13 protein-coding genes are annotated in these 12,464 nt (G+C 58.2%); 9 read left to right on the forward strand and 4 right to left on the reverse strand.

Features of this window, described 5'->3' with window-relative positions:
* Window positions 1-13: 13 nt before the first annotated feature.
* The 5 genes from rpmF to F4V60_RS04085 all read left to right on the forward strand — a co-directional run bounded on the left by rpmF (window position 14) and on the right by F4V60_RS04085 (window position 4,898).
* Window positions 14-187 carry a 50S ribosomal protein L32 gene (gene rpmF, locus F4V60_RS04065; RefSeq protein WP_010187615.1) on the forward strand — a complete coding sequence of 58 codons (174 nt, stop codon included), beginning with the start codon at window positions 14-16 and terminating at the stop codon, window positions 185-187.
* Window positions 188-354: 167 nt separating this feature from the next.
* Window positions 355-1,053 carry a response regulator transcription factor gene (locus tag F4V60_RS04070; protein ID WP_075729451.1) on the forward strand — a complete coding sequence of 233 codons (699 nt, stop codon included), beginning with the start codon at window positions 355-357 and terminating at the stop codon, window positions 1,051-1,053.
* A complete protein-coding gene (locus F4V60_RS04075; RefSeq protein WP_084559133.1) occupies window positions 1,050-2,675 on the forward strand; it encodes a HAMP domain-containing sensor histidine kinase in 1,626 nt (541 codons plus the stop codon). Before F4V60_RS04070 ends, F4V60_RS04075 begins: the two co-directional genes overlap by 4 nt.
* A 144-nt stretch (window positions 2,676-2,819) precedes the next feature.
* Window positions 2,820-4,220 carry a S1C family serine protease gene (locus tag F4V60_RS04080; protein ID WP_232315979.1) on the forward strand — a complete coding sequence of 467 codons (1,401 nt, stop codon included), beginning with the start codon at window positions 2,820-2,822 and terminating at the stop codon, window positions 4,218-4,220.
* A 78-nt stretch (window positions 4,221-4,298) separates the two neighbouring features.
* Complete coding sequence (locus tag F4V60_RS04085; protein WP_075729453.1) at window positions 4,299-4,898, forward strand: MogA/MoaB family molybdenum cofactor biosynthesis protein; 600 nt, start codon at window positions 4,299-4,301, stop codon at window positions 4,896-4,898.
* 358 nt (window positions 4,899-5,256) lie between these two features.
* Here F4V60_RS04085 and mscL read toward each other — a convergent pair whose 3' ends face one another.
* From mscL to F4V60_RS04105, 3 genes are all read right to left on the reverse strand, one after another.
* Window positions 5,257-5,757 carry a large conductance mechanosensitive channel protein MscL gene (gene mscL / locus F4V60_RS04095; protein ID WP_075729455.1) on the reverse strand — a complete coding sequence of 167 codons (501 nt, stop codon included), beginning with the start codon at window positions 5,755-5,757 and terminating at the stop codon, window positions 5,257-5,259.
* Between the two features lie 145 nt (window positions 5,758-5,902).
* Window positions 5,903-6,595, reverse strand: coding sequence for an SAF domain-containing protein (locus F4V60_RS04100; RefSeq protein ID WP_075729456.1), 693 nt, complete (start codon window positions 6,593-6,595; stop codon window positions 5,903-5,905).
* Between the two features lie 92 nt (window positions 6,596-6,687).
* Window positions 6,688-7,281 carry a 5-formyltetrahydrofolate cyclo-ligase gene (locus F4V60_RS04105; RefSeq protein ID WP_075729457.1) on the reverse strand — a complete coding sequence of 198 codons (594 nt, stop codon included), beginning with the start codon at window positions 7,279-7,281 and terminating at the stop codon, window positions 6,688-6,690.
* Between the two features lie 86 nt (window positions 7,282-7,367).
* On the opposite strand from F4V60_RS04105, the gene F4V60_RS04110 reads away from it, so the two are divergent.
* The 4 genes from F4V60_RS04110 to sepX all read left to right on the forward strand — a co-directional run bounded on the left by F4V60_RS04110 (window position 7,368) and on the right by sepX (window position 11,730).
* Window positions 7,368-8,297 (forward strand): UTP--glucose-1-phosphate uridylyltransferase, encoded by a 930-nt coding sequence (locus F4V60_RS04110; protein ID WP_075729458.1) that lies wholly within the window; start codon window positions 7,368-7,370, stop codon window positions 8,295-8,297.
* A 20-nt stretch (window positions 8,298-8,317) separates the two neighbouring features.
* The gene (gene glp / locus F4V60_RS04115) at window positions 8,318-9,622 is read left to right on the forward strand and encodes a molybdotransferase-like divisome protein Glp (RefSeq protein ID WP_075729459.1); all 1,305 of its coding nucleotides are present in this window, start codon (window positions 8,318-8,320) and stop codon (window positions 9,620-9,622) included.
* On the forward strand, window positions 9,622-10,332 hold the full coding sequence (locus F4V60_RS04120) for a GNAT family N-acetyltransferase (protein ID WP_075729460.1): 711 nt from the start codon (window positions 9,622-9,624) through the stop codon (window positions 10,330-10,332). Before glp ends, F4V60_RS04120 begins: the two co-directional genes overlap by 1 nt.
* 159 nt (window positions 10,333-10,491) lie before the next feature.
* Window positions 10,492-11,730 (forward strand): divisome protein SepX/GlpR, encoded by a 1,239-nt coding sequence (sepX, locus tag F4V60_RS04125; RefSeq protein WP_075729461.1) that lies wholly within the window; start codon window positions 10,492-10,494, stop codon window positions 11,728-11,730.
* On the opposite strand, the gene F4V60_RS04130 is transcribed toward sepX, so the two are convergent.
* Complete coding sequence (locus F4V60_RS04130; protein WP_075729462.1) at window positions 11,727-12,371, reverse strand: DNA-3-methyladenine glycosylase I; 645 nt, start codon at window positions 12,369-12,371, stop codon at window positions 11,727-11,729. The two genes, sepX and F4V60_RS04130, sit on opposite strands and share 4 nt — an antisense overlap.
* Window positions 12,372-12,464 lie beyond the last annotated feature (93 nt).

Below are 12,464 nucleotides of genomic sequence, written 5' to 3' on the forward strand. Positions count from 1 at the left end.
AGGAAAGAAGAAAATGGCAACTCCTAAGTTTAAGAAGTCCCGCGCGAACACCCACTCCCGTCGTTCGCAGTGGAAGGCTGACAATGTCGCCCTCCAGGAAGTAACCATCGACGGCCAGACCGTGCGCATCCCGCGCCGTCTGGTCAAGGCTGCAAAGCTCGGCCTTGTGGACGTTGAACAATTCTAATCGGCCACTCTGCTTCACTGTTTAACACCCCCACGTTGCCCCCGGCAATGCGGGGGTGTTTTGTGCCTAACGCCTGTCCAGCGCTTTTATGTGAGCCATCTCCTACTAAAGGCGGTTGCGTTTGTTCGCCTACTAATCCAGCGCCTTAATAAGTATCATCTAACCTCATGAAGATTCTCGTAGTGGATGATGATGAAGCGGTCCGCGGCTCCCTGCGGCGTTCCCTGAAGTTCAACGGCTTTGATGTGCTCACCGCCAGTGATGGAGAGGAAGCCGTTGAGGTGGTTAATTCCGAGAATCCAGAACTACTCATCCTCGATGTGATGATGCCCAAGATGGATGGACTTGAGGTGTGCCGCACGCTGCGCGGTGAAGGCTGGGACCGTCCGATACTTGTCCTTACCGCCCGTGACGGCGTGGCGGAGCGAGTGGCTGGGCTTGATGCCGGAGCGGATGATTACCTTCCCAAGCCCTTTGCTCTGGAGGAGCTGCTGGCGCGAGTTCGTTCACTCGCACGGCGCGCAGCGGCTGATTCCATAAAGAAGGAGCCGCAGGGCGACGCGCGGCTTCGTTTTGCAGATCTGGAGCTTGACTCGGATTCGCGCGAAGTCAAGCGCGGCGAGAGGCAGGTTTCCCTTACTCGTACTGAGTTCGCGTTGCTTAAGCTGCTGATGGAGAACCCACGCAAGGTCCTCGCCCGCTCGACCATCTTGGAGGAGGTGTGGGGATATGACTTCCCAACCTCCGGTAATGCGCTCGAGGTCTATGTTGGGTATCTGCGCAAAAAGACCGAGGAAGAGGGCGAGGATCGACTCATCCATACTGTGCGCGGAGTGGGGTATGTCCTGCGGGAGACCGCTGCATGATTTTTACACAGCGAACCGGGGAAGAAGCTGAGGGCAGCGGTGTCCATGAGCTAACTGCTGATTCCGGCCCTGCTGGTTCGAACACGTCGGCTCAAAGCGAAGACTCAGAAAAGGAGTCTTCGCTTTCGCCGGCGCGAATACTCTCGCGCTTCTCTCTCAAGCTGCGGCTTTCCCTCATAACCGGCATCGTGGTGGCTCTCTCGGTGGCGCTGATGGCCTCTGCGCTCTATTTCCTCATATCTGCATCTCTCATGTCCTTCGGAGATTCCGGTCTGGAGAAGCGCGCGGATGTGATGCTGGAGAGGACCAAGGATCCGGAGTTTGTTGAAAACTTAAGCGATGAGTTCGCTAAGTTTCGGGACTACACGGCCAACACACGGATTTCCTATATACCCCCGGGGCAGCAGACGAGCTTGGGCGACGATATTCCTGTCCACGGACCTTTCGAGCGCGGTAGCGATGGGCTAGACACTGTGGCTTTCTCAGAACACGGTGAGAGGATAGTGGCCAAGCGGGATAGTTCTGGGGCTACCGTGGTCATTGCTCGAGACATGGAAAGAATTAACTACCTTGTCTATGTCATCGGCCCAATTCTGATAGTTGTAGTTGTGCTGGGGATCCTTGTGGCTATGGTGGCAGGTGCAGTGGTGGCGCGGGCAGGTATGCAGCCTATTGCTCGCTTGCGCCAGGCCGCAGATTATGTGACGAGGACGAATGATCTGCGTCCTATCGAGGTTGTGGGAAAAGACGAGCTCGCTCAGCTAACAGTGTCTTTCAACCGCATGCTCCAGTCGCTGGAGAAAGCCCGGCTCAAGCAGCGTCAGTTCGTGGCGGATGCAGGGCATGAGCTCAAGACTCCGCTGACATCTATGCGCACCAATATCGAGTTGCTCATGATGATGGAGAAGGATCGAAGCCGTGCGCCCATCAGCAGACAAGAGCGCGAGGACCTTGAGTCTGATGTCATGTCTCAAATGTCGGAGCTGTCCAACCTCATCGGTGATTTGGTGGATCTCACGCGTGAAGATGCAGTGGCGGGGAGTATGGGGACCGTCGAGCTGCACGAGATATTGGAGACTTCCCTGGAGCGCGTTCGACGTCGGCGTCCCGACGTGGAATTTCAGGCTGATATTGAGCCGTGGAACATGGATGGGGATCCTCTTGCGTTGGGGCGGGCTACCCTCAATCTTTTCGACAATGCGGCCAAATGGTCTCCTGCGCAGGGCACAGTGTACGTCTCCTTGAATCAAGTTTCGGAGAATCGTGCTCTACTGCGTGTTGATGATTCCGGGCCGGGCATCGACCCCGAAGAAAGGGAGAAGGTCTTTGAGCGCTTTTATCGAGCTGCTGCAGCACGCTCTATGCCCGGCTCTGGCATCGGTCTAGCTATAGTGAAGGCCGTTGTTGAGCGGCACCACGGCAGCATTGAGATTTCTTCCTCGGCGGATGGTGGTGCTCGGATGGATGTTTTATTGCCCGGAAAACCCGGCGTGATCGGGCAGTGCCCAGAAGAGGGAGCACAGGGTACCGCGGGTGCGGAGGAGACGGGGGCAGCGGAGCCTGCTCCGACGACTTCGCCACGGGCGCGCGCCTTTGTCAAACGTTGGTTCGATAGGCTCTAGTGCTTTAATCTGGGGATCGCGCACTAGACGTGGTGAGCGCATACAGGAAGCTCTCAGTTACTCGTAGCCGCTTGGCAGACTAGCTCCAGACGCGGATAAGCGAACTCGGGCACACTAATCCACATGAATATGAGGAACCCAAACATGAATGAGCCGAATCGTCCACAGGACCCCTCGCACGATGACTCGATTTCCCAATCTCAGGGATGGAACCGTCCGCGTGATGATGGCGCGGCAAATGGCGCCTCCGGCGCATACGGATCTGGCACTCAGGGCTCGGCGCATACAGCAGGCTTTCCGTCTAGTCAGTTTGGGCAGCCCTACAACAATGCGGGCGCCTATAATTCGGCGCAGCAAGGCCAATCAGCCTCTAACGGGCAACCGCAGTGGCAGGTGCCTTTCGGTTCGGAGCCAGGTCCTGAGGGAGCAGCCCCAACCGCGGTGGCGGCGTCAACTAAGAACAAGCGGCAAGTTAGTCTCCCCGCAGCCTTGGCGCTGTCCTTAGTGGCAGCGGTCGCCGCAGGAACCATAACCGGCATCGCGGTAGGCGGCAACTCCAACGATGACAGGGCAACCGTCAACGAGGTCCTCAACAACCAACCGGTGAACAACAGCACCGGTGAAGCCCCAGCCGAGGGCTCTGTCGAGGCAGTTGCAGCCAAGGCTTTGCCTTCCGTCGTATCGATCGAGGCGGTTACACAAACCGCAGCTTCGGAGGGCTCCGGCTCGATTATTTCCCCGGACGGTTATGTCTTGACCAATCACCACGTCGTCGCCGGAACCGATAGGGGCGGTCGTTTACAGGTGTCCATGAATGACGGTTCCAAGCATTCGGCTACTTTCGTCGCCTCGGACGCCAATACTGACGTGGCTATCATCAAGATTGACGGAGTCTCCAACCTACCTTTCTTGGAGTTTGGAAACTCGGATGCCGTCGCCGTCGGACAGCAAGTGGTGGCCGTTGGTTCTCCGCTTGGACTTAATGCCACAGTGACTTCCGGCATCGTCTCGGCCAAGAACCGGCCGGTGCGTGCATCTCAAGAGGCAGGCGAGTCCTCGCTTATCGACGCAATTCAGACCGACGCGGCAGTCAACCCCGGTAACTCCGGTGGACCTTTGGTTGATATGAACGGAAATCTCGTTGGCATGAACTCGACGATCGCCTCGTTGTCGAACTCGGCTGGGTCTGAGGCCGGATTCATCGGTTTGGGATTTGCCATTCCCTCTAACTTTGCCAAGCGCATGGCCGATCAGCTCATCAACAACGGTTCGGTCAAGCACCCCACGCTAGGAGTAAAGGTCGATGCCCGCAGTAGCGGGAACGGCGCCCAAATCGTGGAAGTAGAGCCGGGCGGCCCAGCCGACAAGGCCGGGCTAAAAGCCGGGGACGTGGTCACTAGAGTCAATGACCGCCTTATCGAGAACTCGGATGCGCTCATTGCGGCCGCACGATCCCAGGACTTTGGGGCAACGGTGACCCTTGAAGTCACGAGTGAGGGGAACCCAGATCCGCGAAAGGTAGAGGTAACGCTATCTAACGAGTAAGTTACTGATACAACACGGTACTTCACCTGAAACGCTTTTAACGCCACTAACGTTTTGTCTGCCCTCCAAAGGAGCACCATGCCCGAACAGTTCGAATCCGCCGCTGTCCTCGCACAGCACGAATCCCCTGAAGTATTTAGAGACATCGCAGAGCCCGATGATGCTTTCCTTATCGCCAGCGAAAAGGAACAGGCTTTACAAGCCCCGCGGCGAGCACTCGTTGTCATCGTTACTGATCATCCTGATGAGGCTGCTCAAGATACTTCACTCTTAGCCAGCGAGCTTCTCGTAGAGGCCGGCTTCCAGGTTGACGGCGCGGTTATCGTTCGCTCCAAAAAGTCTAAAATCCGCCAGGCCATAGAGACTGCAGTCGTCGGCGGGGTTGACTTGGTATTGAGCATCGGTGGCACGGGGGTCGGTCCTCGTGACAAGGTCCCGGAGGCCACTCGTTCTGTATTAGACCAAATGGTTCCTGGCATTGCCCAAGCGTTGCGATCTTCTGGTCAAGCTTGCGGTGCTGTGGACGCGTGCACCTCGCGTGGCATCTCCGGGGTTTCGGGATCCACCGTGGTGGTCAATCTCGCTTCCTCTCGCGCAGCCGTCCGAGATGGAATGGCCACTCTTTCTCCGCTGGTTCACCACCTGGTGGACCAGTTGCAGATGTCGAGCTTCGAGTAATCGGGCACCAGGGGACGGGAAGCAGGCAATTGGGAAATCTACAGCACCGTAGGCGGCGCGTTTTCCGTCGTTCGGATGCACCTGACTATGACCGAAGCGCTGACAGCCCCCGCGAGAGACCAGCGGGTGCTGTCAGTTCAGACGCACAACGCAGCGCTCCGGTCGATGATGAGCAGGCTCTGGATGCAGGTGAGCTCCGTGGAGAGGAGTTCTACAGAGAGCAGATGCCTCCACATCATGGGTCTTAAATAGCAGAAGCGAAAAGGTCCCTGATTCTCCCCAATACAGAAAAGGGAAGAGACAGGGACCTGAGTGCGTCCTGCGGCCTAGTGGTTATTTTAACCCCAGGTTATCGGCATTAAGCTTGGTGGCGACCGCCATCGGTGGGCTGGGAAGAACCGGTGTCCTTGACGTCAGCGGTAGCGGTGGGAACAGCAGACTCATTAACCTGTGGTGCGGAGACCTTGGACTGAGCTTCGATGAGGTCACGGATCTGGGCAAGAAGCTCTTCGGTGGTCGGAGCAGAAACGGTGGGGTCGATGCCTTGGCGGCGCTTAGCGGCGTCATTGATCTTGTTGATCGGCATGACGATGAGGAAGTAGACCACGGCTGCCACGATGAGGAAGTTGATGGCTGCGGTGATTACTGCGCCGAAATCAATCAACGTCGAAGGGTTGTCCCTGATGATGCGGAAACCGAGCCCCTGCACCTCTGCGGAACCGAAAGAATTGATCAGCGGCTGAATGAGAGAATTGGTCACAGCCGTGACAATGGCGGTAAACGCGCTGCCGATGATGACCGCGACCGCGAGTTCGATGACGTTACCGCGGAGAATGAAATCCTTAAATCCCTTAAGCATGGGGTGTGTCCTTTCGCAAAATTTTCCCCGACACGGCAATATCCAGACGCGAAGATCTGGCCATTGCGGCGGGGCGATACCTTTTCGACCCTAGTCGAAATTCCGCTGCTCATTTAATAAAAGCGCGGCGGGTGGTCTATCGCGACTAAGAGAATTGCGGAGCCTGTGCACGGGAACCGACGATGACCACGGTCAGCGGCTGGCTCAATGACGCAGCCGCGACAGCCTCAGCCCCGCGTTGTGGAAGGGCAAGCAAGACCGAGGTAGGCTTTTCGCCTTCCTTGCCACCGCCGGCTGTTATGACGCGCCCACCTGCAGCGATGACTGCTGCCCGTGGCTCATCGAGTTCGGGCTTGTCGACGGCGCTGACCACGTTGACCTCGTCTCCATGGTGGAGGTGGGGAATAAGGTCTGGCTCAGCAAGCTTAAGAGGCACCATGTGGGCATTGGGGGTGATTTCACTTTCTGTGGACTCGCTCAGCAGACTCGCTGCGAGGTGCTCATCAAGTATGCGTGCGGCGCTAAGTATCTCCCCGCGGCCTGCGGCTGCAACGACAACTCGTCCCTCAAAGTCTGCTGGCGCACCGTGTAGCGCGGATTCAGCAATGGCCTGCGCAGGCAGGCGCGCAGTTTTTAGATCTCCGGGGCCGATGCGCTTTCCAGCGGGAACATCAGCGGCGAATACGAGGGCTGAGGGTTGCTCCTTAAGAGTTCCCGCGTAGCTAACTCCCGCGGCAACGACGAGGAGTGCGGCGACTAGACGTCGCACGAGGAGCAGCCTGTGGTGTCCCGGGGTGGTGAGGGTACGCAAGAAAGAGCGCAGATGGCGGTTGTTCATGGGGAATTGGACTGAAAGGAACTAGGCACGGTTCCCACGCCGAAGTACAGTAGGTATTTGAGGAAGCGTAGTAGTTACTAGAGCAGAAGGTACTAGACCTGAGAACCAGGTACTGCGGGGAGCAAGGCGTTTTCTGTGAGAATGTACTCCACTGGTACGTCATGTTTCTGGGCGGGAACGTCGCTGCGTATCTCGTGGGAGTAGACCACGCCGACTACGGTGGCGGTGCCCGCTGGAAGTTGAGCCAAAGCGCGGTCATAATATCCAGCGCCTTTGCCTAGGCGAAAGCCTGCAGGATGCACTGCGAGGGCGGGGGCGAAGATGTAGTCGCAGGAGGCGAGGATCGAGCTATCCTCCCTGTGCCCCGCTGGCTCGGAAATTCCGAGGCGGCCCAGGGTGGTTTCTTCAGGCCCGCGGTATATCGACCAGGCTAGCGCGCCATCAGCCAAAGAGATGGGCAGGTAGACGGTATCGCAGAGAGAGGAAAGGACGGTGATAAAGCCCGGGCCGCCCGGCTCGCTGGGGAGAGGGTTATAAGCGGCCACTGTCATTCCAGGTTTGAGCAAGTGCTCCACTTGGGAAACCAGTGCCGCGTTGAGGCTTGCACGCTGATCCTCAGGCAATGCGCGTCGAGCTTCGACAAGCTCGGTGCGAAGTGCAGACTTCGCGGAGACTTCTGCTTCCATGTCTCTAAACAATACAGCGCCTAAAAAGTACACTGAGGCGGAGTGCTACGCGGGAGACTGAGGGGCGGGCCTGTAAACTGGACAACATGTCTAAAGAACGAGAGGGTTCCTCCCTAGGAATCAAAACGGTCGTCGTCCCCGCCGCAGGTATGGGCACCCGTTTTCTCCCCGCCACTAAAACCGTACCCAAAGAGCTTCTTCCGGTGGTTGATACGCCTGGTATCGAGCTGATTGCGGAGGAGGCAGCTTCGGTAGGAGCCACGCGCTTGGCGGTTATCACAGCTCCCAAAAAACAAGAGGTGATGAGGCACTTCGACGAGTTCCCCGAGCTGGTGGAGACCTTGTCGGCGCGAGGTAAAGATGAGCAAGTAGCGAAAGTTGTGCGGGCATCGCAGCTCATCCATCCTGTTTCCATAGAGCAAAAGAAGCCTCTAGGACTTGGCCAGGCTGTAGGTCTAGCGGAGGGGGTTCTTGATGAGGATGAGGATTTCTTCGCCGTCATGTTGCCGGATGATATTGTCCTGCCTGCTACCGCGATGGAAAAAATGGCCAATGTCCGCGCCGAGTGCGGTGGATCGGTTTTGTGCGCCTTCGAGGTTCCGCGGGAACAGACCTACAACTACGGTGTATTTGACGTTGAGGACTCCGAGAACCCTGATGTTAAGAAAGTTGTCGGCATGGTGGAAAAGCCGGATCCGGAGGATGCGCCCTCGAATCTGGTGGCTACAGGCCGGTATCTCCTAGACCGCAAGATCTTCGATGCGCTGCGCCGCATTAAGCCAGGCAAAGGCGGGGAGCTGCAGTTGACGGATGCTATCGAGTTGCTCATTCAGGAGGGCGAGCCGGTGCACGTTGTGGTGCATGAGGGCAAGCGCCATGATCTGGGTAACCCGGGCGGTTATATCCCGGCTAACGTTGATTTTGGACTTCGGGACCCCAAGTACGGTCCTGCGCTTTATCAGTCGATCAAGAAGATCTTGTCCGAATACGAGGCAGAGCAAGGCATCCAGCAGTAGCTGGTGAAAGGCGGCGTTGAATGCGTTCAGTAGATGATCAGCTAGCCCTAGTGAGTGATGCAGCGGTCACCCCCGAACCGGTGCGAATCGCCATCGCCAACGCTTTGGGCCTCATGTGCGCAGAAGACGTGCAGGCACATGAGCCGCTGCCAGGCTTTCCGCAGGCTGCAATCGACGGCTATGCGGTGCGTGCGGTCGATATCGGTGGTGAAAGAGGTCTGCGGGTTCGTCACAGTGAAATAAGCGCACCGGAAGAAGAATCCGCATCGCAAGATGCACAGCAGCCTGAGGTCGAGCGTTCGCTTCCCGTCGTGGGCGAAGTCCCTGCCGGCTCCCGTCAGCCACTGCGCCTCCAGCCCAAGCAGGCTGTGCGCGTCTATACCGGTGCGCCGCTTCCCACGCTTGCCGATGCCGTTTTGCCATTGGAATGGACAGACCGAGGACGCAAACGCGTCACCTCGCATCGCCCCGTTCACTCCGGCGACTTTGTACGCAGGGTGGGTGATGACATCCAGCCCGGTGATGTCGCAGTTTCTGCAGGCAGCGTCTTAGGGCCGGCGCAGATTGGGCTGCTTGCCGCTGTGGGACGCAGCAAGGTGCTTGTCTATCCGCGTCCGCGCGTAACCATCGTGTCCTTTGGGCGCGAGTTGGTCGATATCGATCGCGAGCCCGGATTGGGGCAGGTATTTGATGTCAACTCCTATGCTTTAGCTGCGGCGGCCAAAGAAGCCGGAGCAGATGTGCATCGCGTCGGTATCGCCGAAGGCGAGCCGCGTCGAATCCGCGAGACCTTGGAAACTTATATCGCTAGGAGCGAGATTCTCGTAGTCAGTGGCGCGGTGGGCGGCGCAGGTTCTCAGTCGGTGCGTGAGGTGCTTGCCGAGCTAGGGGAGATCGATACTTCACGGGTGGCTATGCATCCTGGCTCAGTACAGGGCTTCGGGCTTTTGGGGGAGGACCGGATTCCGGCTTTCCTGTTGCCTTCTAATCCAGTATCGGCTCTGGTCATCTTTGAGATTTTCGTGCGACCAGCGATCCGCTTGGCACTGGGCAAGCGCAACGCCAATCGTCGCGTCGTACGCGCGCGGGCTCTCAACCATATTGATTCCCGCCCCGGTCGCCGCGGTTTCATTCGCGCCCGGTTGATGAGGGATGCCGAAACCGCAGATTATCTTGTGGAAGGCTTGGGGGGTTCCTCCGGAGCCCCAGCACACCTTTTGGCCGGATTGGCGGAGGCCAATGCGATGATTCGGGTGCCTGAAGATGTCTCGGAGGTTCGGCCTGGTGACGTCGTTGACGTGATTTTCTTGAGTCAACGTAGCTGATGTTCGATCCTTTTGGAACCGCAGCTGGCCGTTTTGCCGAGCCAGCTCAGGGGTGGCCGCATCCGATTCACCCCGGCTGGCCGGAATCTACTCCCTCGGTGCTCCTCTCGCCTTCGGAGGCACTTGCAGAGGGTGGCGAGGTACGCCTGCGGCCACTGTTGCGCAAAGACGGGGCCGATTGGCGCCAACAGCGAATCGCCGATGAGGAGTTTCTGCGACCTGTAGAGCCAACCATGCCCACGACATGGCGTGATTCCCATAATCAGCAGGCGTGGTGGAGCCATCTAACACAACTTCGTTCGGCGGCTCGAGAGGGAATAGTGGTTCCCTGCGTCATTGAGCTGGACGGAAGATTTGTGGGCCAGCTGACACTGGGCAATATTCAACACGGAGGCATCGCCGAGTGCTGGATAGGTTATTGGGTATATTCGCAGGTACATAAGGCAGGAGTTGCCACCGCAGCGTGTGGGCTGGGCGTTGATCACGCTTTCTCGCGGATGGGGCTGCATCGCGTTACTGCCACCTTCATGCCGGAGAATCCAGGATCCCGCAAAGTGCTAGTAGCTAATGGTTTCAGGCACGAGGGTTATCTTAGGCGTGCGCTGCATATCAACGGCGCGTGGAGAGATCATCAGCTCATGGCGATAGTCCGCGACGACTATCGCAGCACTGCCGTGGAGCGCCTGCGAGAGCAAGGCCGTATCCGCTAAACAGGGATCCCCACCAGTCACAGTTTTCACTCCCATAACACTTTTGGCGGCTGGCCGGTTTGCCTTCTCTAGGTATCGAATCACCCCGGATACTGTGGGACGAGCATTACTAAAAATTACTAAACCCAGTATCCGTCTACGGGAAGGTGCGTCGCGCTCGTGTCCACTGCAGTACCCATCATTCTCATCATCGTGGTGTGGCTTTTCGTGCTCGCACCGTGGATCCTCAATTCGCAGCGCCCCATGGGCCGTACTGGTGAGGCTTTCGAGGAGACCCGCGTCCTTTTTGAGGGCGATTCAGGCAAGGCGCCACGCCGCCGCCGACCGCGTCTCTCCTTGAAAGATTTGCGCCGTCGAGGCACCTCCGAAACCGAAGATGACTACGAACTAGTGTCCCCTGCAGACGTTGAGCTCGGGCGCGGTGAGGACTCGCCTCGTGCTGACTCTGCTGGGGCTACCGCTGTGCCCGAAACGGTAGAGGGTGAGGTCATCGAAGAAGATGACATTCTCCTGATTGATGATGAATTGCCGTTGGAGCAGTCGGAGGAAGGCGCAGATTCGGGCTCAGGATCGGGCGTGGACGAGGCTTCGGAGGCTGAGGATGTGGCCGAGGCGGAGTTGATTTCTGACGCTCCCAGCGCGACTTCGTCAAGCGCAGCTTCCGCTGAGTCCGACGAGCCTGATGCGCCCGGCAAAGTGGCGCCGAAGCTGGCCGAGGATGCTTATGACATGGACGAGACCTTTACCTCTCCGGCAGATCTGATGTACCCGGGTGCAGTAGATAGCCCAGAAGCATCTGCTGTGGAATCCTCCCGTGATAATGAGAGCCACGAGGACGAGGCGGGGGAGGACGCGGACGTCGAGGGTGAAGACCTAGCTGCTGAGGACACCGGACTGTCTGCTGAGGAATTGGAATTTGCACAACGCCGGCTCGGACGCGGAGGATGGGATCCTGTGGCTGCGGAGAAGGCCTCGGCAGATAGGTTTCAGCGCCGTCAGCGCACCTTAATAGGATTGGCCGTTGCAGCCGTAGCAGCAGTGGCGCTAGGCATCATCGTCGGCGGTCCGGCATGGTGGCCGGCAGCCGTGGTCGCCGTTGTAGCAGGCATCTACCTCGTTGCGTTGCGCAACCAAGTGCGTCACGAACAGGATCTCTTGCGGCGCCGCGTGCGCCACCTGCGCCGCGCACGTTGGGGCGTGCGCAACGCGGAGGATGAGGCTTTGGCCATTCCCCGCAACCTGCGGCGTCCTGGCGCAGTGGTGCTCGAAAGCGATGACGATTCACCCGACTTTGATTACCTGCCAGTGCGCTATAGCGACGATGAGTTTGGTGGACACGACACTGCGCGCAGGCGTGCGCCGCGCCGCGACGACCTCGCTGTCCGTCGCGTGGGCTAGCCTTCCCAGACTCCTGAGCTGCCACGGCGATGGGAACCTACGAGATGGGCATCGACCATGCCGATTGCCTCCATGAGCGCGTAGCACGTGGTGGGGCCGACGAAGGTAAAACCCTCATGTTTGAGGGCCTTGGCTAGGGCCTCGGACTCTGGGGAGCGGGTAGGGATATCTTCTATGTACTTGGGGTGGATATTGTGCTCCGGTAGATAAGACCAGATGAGCTGGTTTAATCCACCCTTCTCCCGCAGACTGACGGCGGCCTGTGCGTTGCGAATCGCGGCTCGGATCTTGCGTTCGTTGCGAATAATGGCTGGGTTAGCCAAAAGCTCTGCCACTTCGGATTCGCCATAGTGGGAGAGCTTATCGGCGTCAAAGAAAGCCATGGCCGCGCGGAATGCAGGGCGCTTGTGCAAAACGGTGGACCACGAGAGTCCGGCCTGGAAACCTTCTAAGACAAGCCTCTCGAGCAGTCCCGACTCCGTGTGAATGGGCATTCCCCATTCAGTGTCGTAATACTCCTTGAGTGCAGCAGAAGTAACTGCCCAAGGCGGGCGTCCCTTTCCTTCGTCATCGAAGACGAGTCCCGTGCGCGTGCTGGGAGCGTTTTCTTTCTTGGTCGCGGGTGTATCGGAATCAGACATTCTTCTCGGCTTTCTTGGTGCATTGGTTGGGTTCGGCGTAAATGAGCTTGAGATATTGGACTGGAGCACGGGGAAAGTGGTTCCAGTGCTGCT

Source organism: Corynebacterium flavescens (genome assembly GCF_008693105.1).
GTDB lineage: Bacteria > Actinomycetota > Actinomycetes > Mycobacteriales > Mycobacteriaceae > Corynebacterium > Corynebacterium flavescens.